Source organism: Lipingzhangella rawalii (assembly GCF_031628175.1).
Lineage (GTDB): Bacteria > Actinomycetota > Actinomycetes > Streptosporangiales > Streptosporangiaceae > Lipingzhangella_A > Lipingzhangella_A rawalii.
Window position 1 is genome coordinate 531,969 of the sequence record NZ_JAVLVT010000005.1, and the last position, 14,424, is coordinate 546,392.

Genomic DNA, 14,424 nt, shown 5'->3' on the forward strand with positions numbered 1-14,424 from the left:
CCTGGAAACCGCCTCTTCAGGATCGTGTGGCCCGGCCCGGTGAGGGACGTGACCCGCAACTGGCAAGGACCCCTGCGGTCGCTGCGTGACATGGCCGACCGTACGCCCGCCCACCGCAATCGGCATGTCGACCTGATGCGTGCGGTGGCGATCTGTGCCGTCGTCCTCGGGCACTGGTTGCTGCTGGTGGTGGAAGACAGGCCGAACGGTCTCCACGGGACCACAGTGCTCGCCGAGCTGTCCTGGACCTCCCCGCTGACCTGGCTGTTCCAGGTAATGCCGGTGGTTTTCTTCGTGGGCGGCTATGCCAACGCGGCCTCCCTGACTGCTCACCTGGGCCGGGGAGGCCAGGCCGCCTCGTGGTTGTGGGGCCGTGCGGTGCGGCTCCTCGCGCCCACGTCGGTGCTTCTGGGTGTGCTCGTCTGCTGTGCGGTATTCGTGTTCGCCGTGAGGGGTGACACCGAACTGGTGGCGTTGGCGGCATGGGTCGCCACCATGCCGTTGTGGTTTCTCGCGGCCTATATGGGCATGGTCCTACTGGCCCCGGTGACCTTTCGGCTGCACCGTCGGTTCGGGTTGGGGGTGGTGGCGGGACTGGTGGTCGGTGTCGCCGTGTTCGACCTGATCTACGTCACCCACGTCACGGACACGCAGCCGGAATCGATGCGAATTCTTCGGCATCTGTGCGCCTGGCTGGCGGTGCACCAGGCCGGATACTGCTGGTACGACCGGCTGCTGCCCACGCGGCCCAGCGCGTGCGCGCTGCTCGCCGGCGGTGGCCTGACGGGGGCCGTACTGTTGGTCACCGTGGGCCCCTACCCGGTCAGTATGGTCACCGTGCCCGGGGTGGAGGCCTCCAACGCGGGCCCTCCGACGATTCCACTCCTTGCGCTGGCCACGGCACAGATTGGGATGATCCTCCTGCTGTCCGGCCCCAGCAACCGGTGGCTGCGGCGCAGGCGGCCGTGGACCGCGGTGGTGGCGGTGAACGCGGTGGTGTTCACCGTGTTTCTGTGGCATATGAGTGCCGCTGTGCTCGGTGCGATGGTGTTGTATCCGACCGGGATTCTGCCGCAGCCTCCGGTGGACTCCGCGGAGTGGCTGCTCCTGCGCCTGCCCTGGCTGGGCGTCCTCGCCGCACTGCTGATCACGCTCGTGGCATTGTTCGGCTGGGTGGAGGCCCGAGCCACGGGCGTGGCGATCGCGGAACACCTGTCGTTGGGCCCCCGCGTGCTGGTGCCCGCCGGGATGGCGCTGTGCATTGTCGCTTTGATCCTCGTGGGCCTTTCCGGACCAGAACTTCACGGTCCCGTGGGAATCCCACTGGGACTGTACGCCCTGTACCTGATCGGTGTCCTCATGGTCTACGGGACACCCCGAATTGCCCGAGCACTGCGCTGACCACCATGCCGTTGATTCCGTACAGCCACCGTGGGTACGGTGACGTCACTCCACGGTGGCTGTGGTCGCGCGTCCCCGGTACACCTCGACGTCGTCACGCTCGGTACGAGAAGGAGCAACATGTCCACGAACGAGCGGTCCGCCGTTCCCGAGCGCAGTCGTGGCGTGAACATCGCCCTGTGGGGGGCGCAGATCCTCCTGGCGGGATATTTCGCCTTCGTGGCTGCGAATAAGCTTCTCGGGGCCTCCGCCGAGGTCGTGTTGTTCGACGAGATCGGGCTGGGACAGTGGTTCCGCTACGTCACCGGAGTTGTGGAGCTCGCCGGTGCCGTAGGCCTGCTTCTGCCCCGACTGGCCGGGATCGCCGCACTCGCATTGGCTGGGGTTATGGTCGGCGCCACCGCCACGAATCTGTTCGTGCTTGAGGACGGCGCGATTCTCGCGGCCCAGACCACTGCACTGCTGGTGCTGTTCCTGCTTCTCGCCTGGGGCCGCTGGCCCTGGACGCGGAGCCTGGTGGACCGGATCCGGGGGCTCTGAGCCAGCGCCCTGGGAACGCCCCGCGCTCGTTCCCCCCACGGGCCCACGACGTGGCCGGGGAACGGCTACGCGGACGTGGGTACGGATCAGCACCACCGCCGCTCCCGGCAGCAGGGCAATCGTTGTCAGCACGCCGTAGGCCACGGCTGCGCTGAGCCCGTCCGCGGCCCCCAGGCCCACCATTGCGAACGTGCCCGCAGCCGCGACTTCCCGCGGCCCCCAACCCCCGACGTTCACCGGCAGGGCCATCGCCACCAGGGCCACCAGCAGCAACGGCACCAGCACACCCAGGGGGGCGGTCGTCCCCGTGCTGCGCGTGGCAACCAGGAACAACGCGAGATAGGCCCCCAGCGCACCCGTGGACAGCGCCACGATCCCCAGCCAGACAGGCAGGAGCCCGGTGCGGACCTCCCTCCAGACAGCCGTCACCGCCCTGCGCAGCCACGAGCGGGGCCGCAGCCATCCGGCCAGAGCCACCCCGGCGGCGAGACCCGCGGCCAGCACGAGAGCCACCCCGGGAACCACCCCCAGCTCGCGAGCCGCCTCCCCGAAGAGTCGCGGATAACCAGCCAGCGCCACCAGGGACGCCCCGATGAGGACAAGCTGCCCCGAGACCCGTTCCAGGACCACGATGCGGGTACCCCGGCCGAGATCCCCGACCTGCCGCCCGTGGCACCAGGCACGGTGCACGTCACCGAGGACACCGCTGGGCAGCACGGCGTTGACGAACTGTGCCCGGTAGGTGTCGGCCAGCGCGGCCGACCAGGGCAGTTCCACCCCGAGCTGCCGCGCGACCAGGCGCCACCGGGCGGCATTGCAGCCGGTCCACACCAGCCCGGCTGCCAGCGCGGTTCCCACGGTGTCCGGCCGGACCGCGGACACTCCGGACGCGAAGGACTCTGCGCCCAGGTGCAGTCCGAGCATCCCCAGCAGGGCGGCAGCCATCGCCAGCCGCACCCACGGCCTGAGCCGGTTCGGCATCAGCACCTCCCCTCGGCAGACCTGGGCAGGGCCAGCACGTCGATATGCGGCACGGTCACCCGGAGCGTCCCCCGGGCCAGCTCCTGGCGGCGCCGAGCGAGGTAGTCCGTTGCGGACTGTTCCAGCGCCGGACGCCAGGCACAGCCGGCCTCAATCCAGCCCAGCAGCCACTGTGTCACCAGCTGTGGCTGTCCTGCCCCAATCCGCCACGGACTCGCGGCGGAGTACGGCACCATTCCCTGCCGCCGGAACTCAGTACACAGGGCCTGTGGTGCGGCCGCACCGAGTAGCGTGCCACGGCCGGGAACAGACCGTTGCTGGTGGGCTGCGAAGGCCGATGCGAACGCCGCGTCGCGCTCGTCGGCGGGATCCAGCTCGGGACGCCGCACCACCGACAGGGCGAACAGTGCCGCACAGCCCACGGACCGGACCACAGTGACCAACTGGCGCAGCTCCGTGGCCGTGAGCAGGTCAAGCAGCGCCGAGGCGCCGACGAGCACGGCGCCACTGGAGCGCAGGTCCCGAGGATCCAGGGCGGCGACGTCACCGACCCGGGTTTCCACGGTGACCGTCCCCCCATCGGCGGTGACTGTTGGCACGCACGCAGCGGCGTGGCGGAGTAGCGTCGCGTCGCGGTCGCAGAGGACCCAGTGCTGGGGGCCGGGTAGCAGCGGTGCCAGCCATCGCATCAGCGCCCCCGTTCCACACCCCAGATCCCAGATGACCAGCGGGTGGTTGGCCGGTGGATCCAGCTCCGCTACCAGCCGGTGCACCAGTTCCGCACTGCGGGCCGCCGCGTCGGCGTCCGCACGCAGGGCCAGCCACTCGGGATCCACGCTGGGCAGGTCCGGGGTACTCAACGTGCAGCTCCTCCAACGCTCAGGGCCACGGCAAGCTGCCGCGCTGTGTGGTCCCACGATTGCAGCGTGGCGCGTCGCCGGATCGCCGCACCGCGCATCCCGGCCCGCAACTGGGGATGGGTCAGCCAGCGATGCAGGCCCCACGCCAGGGCTCGGGCATTTCTGGGGGGGACCAGGATTCCCGCCTGGGCCCCGTCCTCGTCCTGCCCCAGGGCCTCGGGCAGTCCCCCCACCGCTGGGGCCAGGACCGGGATCCCCCGCGCCAGTGCCTCAGTCACCACCATCGCGTAACTCTCCACCCGGGAGGCGAGGACCAACAGATCCGCGTCCGCATAGGTGGATTCGAGTGCCGGGCCGCTACGCGGTCCGGCCAGGTGGATTCGTGTTCCCAGATCGGTGTCGTCGCGCCGACGCCGTACGTGTGCCACGAACTCCGGAGCTCGGCGGAGGGAACCGACCATGGTGCAGGTCCAGTTGTGGGTGCGCAGCCGTGCCAACGCATCGACAAGGAGGTCATGTCCCTTGATCGGACTCACCGACGCGACACAGAGCAACCGCCCGCCCGGATCACTGGGCCGGGTCACCGGTGCGGCCGCGGTGCCCGGGTACGCCACGGACACCCGGCTGGGGGGCACTCCGTGCACCTCCACGACGCGCCGGGCCGCCCAGCTGCTCACGGTCACCACAGTGTGGGCTGCGTGCACCGCGGCGCGTTCCGCACGGTCCAGAACCGCCGGGTCGCCGTCCTCGCCGTTGCGCGCAGCATCGCCCACCGGCAGGTGCAGAAGTATGGCCAGGTGGATCCGTTCGGCGTGGCGGCGCAGCCGTTGGGGCGCGCCAGCCGCAACGAGCCCATCGACGAGAACGGTCTGGCCGCTGGGGATTCCGGCCAGGCAACGGTCCAGCCGTTCCTGTGCCTTCACCTCCGGGTGGGGCCAGGGGCCGTGCACGGGATGTTCGTGCACCTGGTGTCCCCGCGTCGACAGGGCCCGCGCCAACCGCAGGTCGAAAACGTTGCCGCCACTGGGTACGGTCGCGTCCGCCACATCCCCGGGGGTCACGGTGTGGACGATGCGCGGGAGGGGAGGCGTGGGGTCAGGGACCACAGTCACCGGCATACCCCCGTTTCCTGGCCGTGCGCGGGTCGCTAGAGCCGCCGTTCGTAGCTGGCCCAGGCAATGTGTGACTCGTGCAGGGTGATGGTCAGTGCCTCCAGCCCGTGACCCGCGTCCCCGAAGGCACCCGCCCGGACCCGTTCGGCGAGCCGGTCGGCCACCACCTGGGCCAGACGTTCGGTGGTGGTGTTGAGATGCGCCAGCTCGGGGTCCTCGTCGAGGTTGCGGTGGTTCAGGGCGGACAGGACCTGCGACAGTTCCTGTGTGGCCAGACCGATGTCCACCACGATCCCGTTCGGGTCCAGCTCCGGACGCTGGAAGGTCGCGTCCACGAGATAGGTGGCTCCGTGGAGCCGTTGGGCGGGGCCGAACACCTCCCCGTGGAGGCTATGCGCGATCATCATGTGATCCCGGACCGTGACTCGGAACATGGTGAGCTCACCTCGGCATGGTGTCGGCGGCGTAGGTGACGCGATGGGCCAAACCGGGAGGGCGTTCCCGGGCCAACCGTGGCAGTGTGCGCGGTAGCTCCGCAAAGCTTCCTTCGCTTGTGACCAGTGCGTCGAACGTCGGATCGCGCAGCAGCTCCAATGCGAGTTCCATCCGTTGGCGCGAGCTGCGCCGCGCCTGTCGGGCAGGGGAGACGGTTCCGACCTGGCTGCTGCGCAGGGTCAGGCGTCGGGAGTGGAATCCGGCACCCAGGGGAACACGCACCGCCTGGTCTCCGTACCAGCTGAGCTCCAGCACCGTTGCTTCGAATCCGGCTAGCTCCAGCGCGTGGGCCAGCCCCTCCTCGGTGGCGCTACAGTGCACCACGAGATCGCGTTCGCCAGCCGCCTCTGGCGGGGTAGCGAAGTCGGCTCCGAGGTGCGCCGCCACGCCCGCGCGTTCCGACTCGACATCCACCAGCTGGACCTCAACACCCGGAATGCCCGCGCACAGCCGCGCTACGGCGCAGCCCACCATGCCGGCTCCCAGCACCGTGATGCGGTCCCCGATCCGCGGCGCCGCGTCCCACAGTGCGTTGACCGCGGTCTCGACAGTTCCGGCGAGTACGGCCCGCTGGTCTGGAACGCCGCTGGGAACCGGCACCACCGCGGAGGTAGGCACCACGTAGTGCGTCTGATGGGGGTAGAGGCAGAAGACGGTGGTGCCCGTCCACGCAGCCGGCCCCTGCTCAACCACCCCCACGTTGAGATAGCCGTACTTGACGGGAGCCGGAAACGCACCTTCCTGGAAGGGTGCACGCATCGACTCCCGCTGTTCCGGGGGCACCCCACCACGCAGCACCAGGGCCTCGGTGCCCCGGCTCACTGCGGAGAAGCGGGTCCGGATCAGGACCTCGTCGGGACCCGGATCCGGCACCGTCACTGGGCGGATGTCGACGTCCCCCACGGCGCGCAGCCATAGCGCCTCGGCTTCAGTGGGCATCGTCGACCCCTCGGTGCTGGTTCGTGTCCTGCGGGTGGGCTCCGGTGCGCAGCGCGGCCAGGTGACGGCCGAAGGCCGCGACCAGCCCCTCCAACAGTGCCGCTCCCTTGTCGGCGCTAGCCCGGGATGGATGGCCGATGACGCCGTTGTCGGTGTAGGCCGCCATCCCCAGGGTGGGCAGGTGGCGGCGGTCGTCGGCGCGGCGGTCGCTGGTGGTGTATCCCGCACGCACCAGGTGCGGATGGGTGTACAGCAGCAGAGACACCTCGGCCTCGCCGGCGTGCATATCGCTGAGTAGGGAGCTCTCCAGCCCGGCCTGTTCGCGTGCCTCCTGCCAGTCGGCGAGGTCGGGGAACAGGGCTAGGCGCCGGCCCGGGCCGGCGGCTTCCTGGACGGCGTTGATGAGCACGTGGTTGCCGCCGTGGCCGTTGATCACGGCCAGTCGGGATACGCCATCGTGCTGGAGGGACCTGGCCACGTCCCGAATCAGAGCGGTCAGGGTGGTCGAGGTGAGGCTCACTGTTCCTGGCCACTGCGCGTGTTCCTGGGAGCAGGACAGCGGCAGCGGTGGCAGTGGCCGTAGCTGGTAACTGTGGGCGAGCCGCTCGGCGATGCTGCTGGCTACGAGGGTGTCGGTTGCCAGGGGCAGGTATGGCCCGTGCTGTTCGAAGCTCCCAACGGGAAGGACGGCGACATCCGCATTCTGGTGGTGGACCTCGGTGGTGGTCAGTGTGCGCCAGTGTGGCGGCATGGGTTCCGGAGTGCTCACGGCCGGCTCCTGTGGGCCGCCCCGTTGAGCTGGGGGAGGTCGTGGCCAAGCCGGTCGCGTTTGGCGGTCAGGTAGCGCACGTTGTCGGTGGTCGCGGGGATGAGCAAGGGGACCCGTGCGGCCACGTGGACACCGTGGGAGCGCAGGGCCTGCCCCTTTTCCGGATTGTTGGACAGCAGCCGCACCGAGCGAATTCCCAGATGGGTGAGGATCCGCGCGGCCGGAGTGTAGTCACGGGTGTCCACGGGAAACCCCAGCCGGGTCGCGGAGTCCACCGTGTCCATCCCATGCTCGTCCTGGAGAACATGGGTGCGGATCTTGGCGAGCAGACCGATCCCGCGCCCCTCGTGCCCGCGCAGATAGACGAGAACTCCTCGCCCTTCCCGGGATATGTCCCCCAGAGCCGCATGCAGCTGGTCACCGCATTCGCACCGTCGGGCTCCGAATATATCTCCGGTGACGCACTCGGAGTGCACCCGTACCAGGATCCCGTCGTGGCCGTCGGTGTCTCCGAGGACCAGTGCCAGATGCTCGTCGCTGCCGGGGCCGTTCCGGAACGCCACCGCGCGGAAGGTGCCATATCCGGTTACCAGATCGGACTCTGCGAGATCGCCGCTGTCAATACCTTGGCCGTGCATCTGCCTCCCCTTCTCGCCACTGGCGGAAACCGGCTCGGCCGTGCCATTTCGGGAATGGCGGTAATTACCATGCATTTCCCTGCCTTCGCCTAAACGTATCCCACAGTGGTGGGCTGGGGGTGGCCCAAACATCGGGAGCGGCCCAGCAGCCATGCCACGTCCCGCCCGAAGGACCACATCAGCAGCGCCAGTGCTCCAGCGACGAGGGCAGCCGCAGTGGCCACGGGCAGGACAGCTGTGCCCGTGGCCACCAGTACGATTCCCTGGGTGGCTGCCACCCACTGACGGGCACGGCTGAAGGGCAGTGGTGCGCGCAGCACGGGTAGGAACCACCCCGCGGCCACGAAGGCGTAGCGCATCAGGCCGATGGCCAGGACCCATGGCCCCAGCATCGCCGCGGCGTGCAAGCTGAGCACCAGGAGCAGAAACGCGTCCACTTCCATGTCGAACCGGGCCCCGGTAGCGGAGGTCGTGCTGGTGTGGCGGGCCACCGGACCGTCTACCGCATCCAACAGCAGGGCCACGCCGGCGAGGGGAACCAGCAACTCGGGTGGGGCCGCATCGCCAAGGCGGTCCATCACCAGCGCGGTAACCCCGCCGACCAGCAGCGCTCGCGCCAGGGTGATCCGGTCGGCCGGGCCGAGTCGACGGCCCGCTGTCGGCCGGCCGAACAGCAGAGTGAACAACACCACGCCGTAGGCCAGTCCACAGAGCCAGCCCACGGGGCCGAGACCGACCGTGCCCCAGACGCCCGCCAATAGTGCCGGTAGGCCGGCCACGACGACGATACAGTCCCGAACAGTCAGCGCCATGATCCACCCGCCCTGCGGTTGTGTGGCAGGTCGGACGGGGGAGTGTCCCCACAGCCGGGGCCGTGGTGTCCGTTCCGTCCTGACCTCGCCCTTTCGTAACACACACGTAGGCGGGGACCCGGGAGTTCACCTGTGTCGTGTCGGGATTGCTCGGGCTGGGCGTGGCAAGCGGAGGGAAGTCGGGCCGGCAACGGAACCGTGCCGCTGCCGGCCGCACCGCTACGTTCGGTGCTCGCTGAGCAGGCTGGTCAGTAGGGTGGCCATCGCCTGTGCGGGGGTGTTCTCCAGGAGGTCGTCGCCGAGTTCCAGGCGCCATTCCGCGCTGCGGTCGTTGCGCAGGAACAGCTCCAGGGTGCTGGCGTAGGGCAGGTGCGGGTTGGTGATCTCCAGTTCGGCCTCCTCGGGGCCGGTATCCCGTTTGGTCAGACTCAACCCGGCGGCGGACAGCAGCTCGACCACGGTGTCCACGTAGCGGTCGAGCTGGTCTGCGGAGAGGAGCTCCGGGGACTCCTCGTCAATGGAGGTGTCGACCTCCTGCCAGGCTTGGGCGATACTGGGGCTGGGCGGGGTGTGGGTCGTGGCACCCATGGACCGTTCTCCTTTCGAGGACACCGCCCGGGGCGAGACGGGAGCGTCACCTCAGCCTCCGCCCCGGGCGGTGGTCGCTGTCGCTGTGGAATCGGGCTGATCCCGACGGAGCCGGCTCCCGGCTGACGAAATCTTGACCATCACTTTCCGTGAGTGTGACATGGCGCATAGACTTACTGCAAGTGCGAATTCTCAATAGTCTGATTGGTTCAAGGATGACCAAACCAGGACGACGTGTCACACTCCGGGCGCAGTGGCTGGGGCAGATCCTGCGCCAGCTGCGCGAGGACAGCCACGTCACGCTCAAGGAGGCCGGGGAGTACTTGCAGAAGGACCTGTCCTCGGTCAGCCGGTTCGAGCTGGGCACCTTCCCGATCCGGCGCGGGGACCTCACCGCGCTGATGGACCTCTACGGGGTGGACGACGCCGCCCAGCGCGAGCTGTTGGTGCAGCTGTGCACCGAGGCCTGGCAGACCGGCTGGTGGGAGAGCTACACCCGCGACGGGGTCTGGGGCAGCACCATCGACTATGTGTGGCTGGAGGGGCGGGCGGTGCGGCTGGACATCTTCGCCGCGCTGACCGTGCCCGGGCTGCTGCAAACCGCCGACTACGCCCGCGCGCTGATCCACGAGACCAACGAAGGTGCAAGCCGCGAGCAGGTGCAGCGCTGGGTGGAGCTGCGGATGGGCCGCCAGCAGGTCCTGGAGCGGGAGAGTCCACCGGGGCTGTCCGTGGTGCTGGACGAGGCGGCGCTGCGTCGCCCGGTGGGCAGCCGGAGCGTGATGGCCGCGCAATTGCGCCGGCTCGCCGAGCTGGCGCACTCCGGACCGGCCGATATCCGGGTGCTGCCGTTCGCGGTCGGGCCGCACGCCAGCCCGGAGGGCGCGTTCACCCTGATCGGGCTGGAGGAGCCCTTCGACACGGTGGCGCACATTGAGTCCTCTGGTGGCGGAATCTACCTGGAGCGGGGAGATGTGGATCACCTGCGCCGCGTATACGATCGGTTGCAGAGCAGCAGTAGGGCGCCCGCGGACAGCGCGGCGTTTCTCCACGACCTGGCAGAGGACTACCAATGAGCGAGCAGAAGGCGACCAGCCCCCGCGTCGCCTGGCATGTCAGTAGCTACAGCGTGAACGGCCGCGGCGAGTGTGTGGAGGCCGGGCGGGTTCTGGATGCGCCGCGGGTGGCGGTGCGGGACTCCACCCAGCGTGAGCGGGGGTATTTGGCGGTGCCGCATGGCGAGTGGGCCGCGTTCCTGCGCGCGGTCAAGACCGAGCAGATGTGAGTCTCCCGGAGGTGACGGGTCATGGCCCTTTCCCCCAACACCTGGCAGAAGAGTACCTACAGCATGAACGGCGGCGGTGAGTGTGTGGAGGCCGCCTGGCATGTCAGCAGCTACAGCGTGAACGGCGGCGGGCAGTGTGTGGAGGCCGGGCGGGTTCTGGATGCGCCGCGGGTGGCGGTGCGGGACTCTACCCAGCGTGAGCGGGGGTATCTGGCGGTGCCGCACGGCGAGTGGGCCGCGTTCCTGCGCGCGGTCAAGACCGAGTCACTGTAGGGCGGCTAGGCCACCGGCCGCCCCGGCACGGTGGCCCGCCGGGCCGCGTGGGACCCGGCGGGCCGGGGCCGGCACACGGCCTGTTCTCAGGCTGTGCCGTGCAGTGCGGCCAGCATCGGCGGCAGCGGTGCCTCGTGCAGCACGGTCAGCCGGCGCGTGGCCCGGGTTGCCGCGACGTACAGGTCCCGCCCGCCGCGCGGGGACTGCTCCAGGATCTCGTCCGGGGCCACCAGCACCACCGCGTCGAACTCCAGCCCCTTGGCCTGGGTGCAGGTGAGCACCGCGAGTGGCGCGTCCAGCACCTCCGGGGTGGTGTTCGCGGCGGCCCGGGGCAGCAGCGCGGCGAACTCGGTATGCCGGTGGTCCGGCACGAGTACCGCCACCCGCCCTCCGGCCGCAGTAGCGCTGGGATCCGAGCTCGGGGCCGCCTCGTGGCCCGTGTCCGCTTGCTCGGCGCCGATCGCCGTGAGCTCGCCGTCCACCACCTTGGTCAACTGTCGCGACCAGTCCCCGGGCGCGACGCGGACCGCGCGGGGCTCCTCCCCGCTCTCCCGCACTGACTCGGGGGGTCGCTGCTCCGGGGCGACCGCGGCCAGGATGTCCGCGGCCAGGCGCATGATCTCGACCGGGGTGCGGTAGTTCACCAGCAGGTGCTGCTCCTGCAAGCGCCCCTCCGCGTAGGGTCCCAGCATTTCCGTCCAGCTCGTTGCCCCGGCCGCGCTGCCGGTCTGCGCGGTGTCCCCGACCACGGTCAGCGAGCGTGCCGGGTTACGCCGCATGACCGTGCGCCAGGCCATCGCGGACAGTTCCTGGGCCTCGTCCACGATCACGTGCCCGTAGGCCCAGCTGCGATCCTGCGCGGCCCGCTCGGCGGTGGAGACCGACGGGCCGTCGTCGCGGTGGCGTTCCGCCAGCGTCGCCGCGTCCAGCATGCCGGCCTCGAACAGCCCGGTGAACTCCAGGACCCCTTGGGCGTAGCGCTCCGCCTCCCGGCGGCGCTGCTCCTCGGCCTGGTCCCGGGCACGCTGCTGGGATCCGTCCTCGCCCAACAGTTCGGCCGCCTCGTCCAGCAGCGGAACATCGTCGACCGTCCATGAGGCCTCGGCCTCCCGCAGCAGCAGTGGCCACTCGTGGTCGGTGAGTACCCCGTCTGCGGGGAACCGGCGGGACTCCGCGACCGCGGCCAGCAGCCGGCCCGGATCGGAAAACAGCTCGGTGAGTAGCTGTTGTGGGGTGAGTGCCGGCCACAGTTCGTCCAGTGTCGACCGCACGGCCGGGTCGGTCCACAGGGTCTCGCGGGCCGAGGCGAGATCCTCTTCGCTCCACAGCTCGGCGTTCGGGTCCTCCAGTTCCGGTGCGGCGCCGGTCTGAGCGTCCAGTCCGGCGTCCTCCTCGGCCTCCCGCAGGGTGTCCTCCAGCTGACGCTGCTGGTCCTGGGCCAGCGCGGTCAGCACCTCCGCGACGACGTGACCGCGAGCCGCGTTGTGGGGGAGTTCTTTGTCCCGGATCCGCTCGACCAGCTCCGCATAATCCTCCTGGGCGACGCGCAGCTCCATGCCGCCCGCTGCGACGTGCAGGTCGCCGTCCGGGATGTGCTGGCGCTGGCGCACGGCGGCCGCGAGCAGACCGGCCATGCGCACCGACCCCTTGACGGCGGCGACCTCGGGGACATCCGTGTGCTCGGTGTGAACCCCCGGATACAGCCCGCCGACGGTGGTGAACACGACGTCGGTCTCACCCAGCGCGGGCAGTACCTGCCCGATGTAGCGCAGGAAGGTGGGGTTGGGCCCCACGATCAGCACCCCGCGGCGTTCCAGGGTGCGGCGGTGGGTGTAGAGCAGGTAGGCGGTTCGATGGAGCGCGGCCACGGTCTTTCCGGTCCCGGGGCCACCCTGTACCACGAGCACCCCCGCGAGCGCGGAGCGGATCACCTGGTCCTGCTCACCCTGGATGGTGGCCACGATGTCCTGCATCCGGCCGGTGCGGCCCTCCCGAAGCCGCGCCAACAGGGCCGCCTCCCCGACCAGCCCGGACTGTTCGGTGGCGTCCAGCCGGTCCAGGTCGAAGACCTCGTCGTCGATACCGGTTACGCCGCGACCACGGGTGTGGAGGTGGCGGCGGCGGGCCAGCCCTCGCGGGGCCTGGGGTGTGGCGGCGTAGAACGGTTGGGCTGCCGGGGCGCGCCAGTCGACGAGCAGTACCTCGTGGTCGGCGTCGCGCAGACCGATACGTCCGATGTACAGCGGATCCGCGTCCCGGGAAGTGGGGTCGATCCGGCCGAAGCACAGCCCATCCTCCACGCTGTTCAGTCGGGCCAGCGAGCGGGCCTGTTCCTCGGCACCCGCCTCCCGTTCCATGAGGTTGGCGTAGCTGCCGTTGGCGCCGCGAGCCCGGATCTGGTCGAGTGCGGCGCGAGTCTCGCTGCGAGCCGCGTCCAGTCGGGCGTAGTGGGTGTCGAGGACGGCTTGTTCGGCGCGGATCGAGTGGTCACGGGCAGATTCTGGGGCGGTCCGGTCAGCGGTGTCGGGGTGGCGTTGACTGCGGTCCATGTCCAGAGTAAACTCCCAGTTGAATGGGATTTTGTGTCCATTTTTCAGGCGGGTGGGCTAGCTTAGCATGCCCAGCCCAGCGGGAGCATCGAGTGCGAACCCCGGCCGGGCCAGTTGGCCATCCAGCTGTTCAGTGGGCCGCGAACCGGTCAGTCGCCCGGATCACCGCTTCGGCCATTCCCGAGTGCCCGGAACTGTGCCCCGCATTCTCCACCACCACCAACTCGCCGTCCGGCCAGGCCGAAGCCAACTGCCATGCCGTGTCCAGGGGAGCGCTCAGGTCCAGTCGTCCGTGGACCAGCACCCCAGGGATTCCCGCCAGCCGGTGCGCCTCGTGCAGCAGCTCCCCCTCCGTCAGCCAGGCCCCGTGGCTGAAGTAATGCGTGACGAGTCGGGCAAAGGCCATCCGATACTCGGGGTCGTTGAACCTGGGGTCGGGGTCGACTCCCGGAGTGATCATCACCACGGCGTCCTCCCAGGCACACCAGTGACGCGCGGCACGGTCCCGTACCGCCGCATCGGGATGGTCCAGGAGCCGGGCGTAGGCTGCGGCCAGGTCGCCGCAGCGTTCGTCGACGGGCACTCCGCAATTGAACCGCTGCCACTGTTCGGGGAGGAGACGCCCCAGGTCGCGGGTGAGCCAGTCGATCTCCGCGCGACGCGTCGTGGTCACTGCGAGAAGCACCAGCTCCGTGACACGCGTGGGAAATCGCTGGGCATAGGCCAGACCCAGGGTGCACCCCCAGGAGCCTCCGAATACCTGCCAGCGTTCGATGCCGAGATGGCGACGCACAAGCTCCAGATCCGCGATCAGATGGTGAGTGGTGTTCGTGTCCAAGGGGGTGTCCGGACGGCTGGCGTGTGGGCGGCTGCGGCCACACCCCCGTTGGTCCATCGAGACAATGCGGTAGACGGAGGGATCGAAGAATCGCCGCAGGCCGGGGACAGCACCAGCTCCGGGGCCGCCGTGCAGAAGCACTACGGGCTTTCCGGAAGGGTTGCCAGACACGTCGAAGTACACGAGATTGTCATCCCCGACGTCGAGCATTCCCTGCGTATGCGGCTCGGTTTGTGGATACCCCGAATGTGTCGGTGTCATAGCTGTGGTTTCTCTGCTCCCGAAGCGCGGATTGGTGCCGGAAGTCTAGTAGGGCTGCCCGTCGATCCCGGCCCCGTGTGGGG

The 14,424-nt window shown here is 69.6% G+C and carries 15 protein-coding genes and 1 pseudogene; 5 read left to right on the forward strand and 11 right to left on the reverse strand.

Annotated elements, in window-relative coordinates:
• Nucleotides 1–48: 48 nt before the first annotated feature.
• The gene (locus tag RIF23_RS13350) at nucleotides 49–1,401 is read left to right on the forward strand and encodes an acyltransferase family protein (protein WP_310912815.1); all 1,353 of its coding nucleotides are present in this window, start codon (nucleotides 49–51) and stop codon (nucleotides 1,399–1,401) included.
• Nucleotides 1,402–1,521: 120 nt separating this feature from the next.
• Nucleotides 1,522–1,941: a DoxX family protein gene (locus tag RIF23_RS20830; RefSeq protein WP_407659470.1), complete on the forward strand. Its 420-nt coding sequence runs from the start codon at nucleotides 1,522–1,524 to the stop codon at nucleotides 1,939–1,941.
• Nucleotides 1,942–2,061: 120 nt separating this feature from the next.
• Here RIF23_RS20830 and RIF23_RS20835 read toward each other — a convergent pair.
• The 9 genes and pseudogenes from RIF23_RS20835 to RIF23_RS13395 form a co-directional block, all read right to left on the reverse strand.
• A pseudogene (locus RIF23_RS20835) lies at nucleotides 2,062–2,922 on the reverse strand (lysylphosphatidylglycerol synthase transmembrane domain-containing protein); the annotation flags it as partial.
• A complete protein-coding gene (locus RIF23_RS13360) occupies nucleotides 2,922–3,782 on the reverse strand; it encodes a class I SAM-dependent methyltransferase (protein WP_310912817.1) in 861 nt (286 codons plus the stop codon). The pseudogene RIF23_RS20835 and the gene RIF23_RS13360, both read right to left, overlap by 1 nt.
• The gene (locus RIF23_RS13365) at nucleotides 3,779–4,900 is read right to left on the reverse strand and encodes a glycosyltransferase family 4 protein (protein WP_310912818.1); all 1,122 of its coding nucleotides are present in this window, start codon (nucleotides 4,898–4,900) and stop codon (nucleotides 3,779–3,781) included. Before RIF23_RS13365 ends, RIF23_RS13360 begins: the two co-directional genes overlap by 4 nt.
• Nucleotides 4,901–4,929: 29 nt before the next feature.
• The gene (locus RIF23_RS13370) at nucleotides 4,930–5,328 is read right to left on the reverse strand and encodes a 6-pyruvoyl trahydropterin synthase family protein (RefSeq protein ID WP_310912819.1); all 399 of its coding nucleotides are present in this window, start codon (nucleotides 5,326–5,328) and stop codon (nucleotides 4,930–4,932) included.
• 7 nt (nucleotides 5,329–5,335) lie between these two features.
• Nucleotides 5,336–6,328 carry a zinc-dependent alcohol dehydrogenase gene (locus RIF23_RS13375; protein ID WP_310912820.1) on the reverse strand — a complete coding sequence of 331 codons (993 nt, stop codon included), beginning with the start codon at nucleotides 6,326–6,328 and terminating at the stop codon, nucleotides 5,336–5,338.
• Complete coding sequence (locus tag RIF23_RS13380; protein ID WP_310912821.1) at nucleotides 6,318–7,097, reverse strand: creatininase family protein; 780 nt, start codon at nucleotides 7,095–7,097, stop codon at nucleotides 6,318–6,320. The genes RIF23_RS13375 and RIF23_RS13380 overlap by 11 nt, the downstream gene beginning before the upstream one ends.
• Nucleotides 7,094–7,735, reverse strand: a complete 642-nt coding sequence (gene ribA / locus RIF23_RS13385) for a GTP cyclohydrolase II (RefSeq protein WP_310912822.1) — start codon at nucleotides 7,733–7,735, stop codon at nucleotides 7,094–7,096. The genes RIF23_RS13380 and ribA overlap by 4 nt, the downstream gene beginning before the upstream one ends.
• An 89-nt stretch (nucleotides 7,736–7,824) precedes the next feature.
• Nucleotides 7,825–8,547 carry a CDP-alcohol phosphatidyltransferase family protein gene (locus RIF23_RS13390; RefSeq protein WP_310912823.1) on the reverse strand — a complete coding sequence of 241 codons (723 nt, stop codon included), beginning with the start codon at nucleotides 8,545–8,547 and terminating at the stop codon, nucleotides 7,825–7,827.
• A gap of 219 nt (nucleotides 8,548–8,766) precedes the next feature.
• Nucleotides 8,767–9,135: a hypothetical protein gene (locus RIF23_RS13395; RefSeq protein WP_310912824.1), complete on the reverse strand. Its 369-nt coding sequence runs from the start codon at nucleotides 9,133–9,135 to the stop codon at nucleotides 8,767–8,769.
• Between the two features lie 215 nt (nucleotides 9,136–9,350).
• Here RIF23_RS13395 and RIF23_RS13400 point away from each other — a divergent pair, with 215 nt between their 5' ends.
• From RIF23_RS13400 to RIF23_RS13410, 3 genes are read left to right on the forward strand one after another with little or no spacing between them, the layout of a single operon-like run.
• A complete protein-coding gene (locus tag RIF23_RS13400; protein WP_310912825.1) occupies nucleotides 9,351–10,211 on the forward strand; it encodes a helix-turn-helix domain-containing protein in 861 nt (286 codons plus the stop codon).
• The gene (locus RIF23_RS13405; RefSeq protein WP_310912826.1) at nucleotides 10,208–10,420 is read left to right on the forward strand and encodes a DUF397 domain-containing protein; all 213 of its coding nucleotides are present in this window, start codon (nucleotides 10,208–10,210) and stop codon (nucleotides 10,418–10,420) included. The genes RIF23_RS13400 and RIF23_RS13405 overlap by 4 nt, the downstream gene beginning before the upstream one ends.
• 21 nt (nucleotides 10,421–10,441) lie before the next feature.
• Entirely contained in the window at nucleotides 10,442–10,693 is a 252-nt protein-coding gene (locus RIF23_RS13410; RefSeq protein ID WP_310912827.1) for a DUF397 domain-containing protein, read from the forward strand.
• Between the two features lie 86 nt (nucleotides 10,694–10,779).
• On the opposite strand, the gene RIF23_RS13415 is transcribed toward RIF23_RS13410, so the two are convergent.
• Both RIF23_RS13415 and pip read right to left on the reverse strand, forming a co-directional pair.
• Complete coding sequence (locus tag RIF23_RS13415; protein ID WP_310912828.1) at nucleotides 10,780–13,242, reverse strand: HelD family protein; 2,463 nt, start codon at nucleotides 13,240–13,242, stop codon at nucleotides 10,780–10,782.
• A gap of 130 nt (nucleotides 13,243–13,372) precedes the next feature.
• Nucleotides 13,373–14,341, reverse strand: coding sequence for a prolyl aminopeptidase (gene pip, locus RIF23_RS13420; protein WP_310912829.1), 969 nt, complete (start codon nucleotides 14,339–14,341; stop codon nucleotides 13,373–13,375).
• Nucleotides 14,342–14,424: the final 83 nt, after the last annotated feature.

What these genes read in the sequence shown, in the direction of transcription:
- RIF23_RS13415 (WP_310912828.1), bottom strand. Translation starts at nt 13,242, where the DNA reads ATGGACCGCAGTCAACGCCACCCCGACACCGCTGACCGGACCGCCCCA.
- RIF23_RS13395 (WP_310912824.1), bottom strand. Translation starts at nt 9,135, where the DNA reads ATGGGTGCCACGACCCACACCCCGCCCAGCCCCAGTATCGCCCAAGCC.
- RIF23_RS13410 (WP_310912827.1), top strand. Translation starts at nt 10,442, where the DNA reads ATGGCCCTTTCCCCCAACACCTGGCAGAAGAGTACCTACAGCATGAAC.
- RIF23_RS20830 (WP_407659470.1), top strand. Translation starts at nt 1,522, where the DNA reads ATGTCCACGAACGAGCGGTCCGCCGTTCCCGAGCGCAGTCGTGGCGTG.
- RIF23_RS13365 (WP_310912818.1), bottom strand. Translation starts at nt 4,900, where the DNA reads ATGCCGGTGACTGTGGTCCCTGACCCCACGCCTCCCCTCCCGCGCATC.
- RIF23_RS13390 (WP_310912823.1), bottom strand. Translation starts at nt 8,547, where the DNA reads ATGGCGCTGACTGTTCGGGACTGTATCGTCGTCGTGGCCGGCCTACCG.
- pip (WP_310912829.1), bottom strand. Translation starts at nt 14,341, where the DNA reads ATGACACCGACACATTCGGGGTATCCACAAACCGAGCCGCATACGCAG.
- RIF23_RS13400 (WP_310912825.1), top strand. Translation starts at nt 9,351, where the DNA reads ATGACCAAACCAGGACGACGTGTCACACTCCGGGCGCAGTGGCTGGGG.
- RIF23_RS13370 (WP_310912819.1), bottom strand. Translation starts at nt 5,328, where the DNA reads ATGTTCCGAGTCACGGTCCGGGATCACATGATGATCGCGCATAGCCTC.
- RIF23_RS13375 (WP_310912820.1), bottom strand. Translation starts at nt 6,328, where the DNA reads ATGCCCACTGAAGCCGAGGCGCTATGGCTGCGCGCCGTGGGGGACGTC.
- ribA (WP_310912822.1), bottom strand. Translation starts at nt 7,735, where the DNA reads ATGCACGGCCAAGGTATTGACAGCGGCGATCTCGCAGAGTCCGATCTG.
- RIF23_RS13405 (WP_310912826.1), top strand. Translation starts at nt 10,208, where the DNA reads ATGAGCGAGCAGAAGGCGACCAGCCCCCGCGTCGCCTGGCATGTCAGT.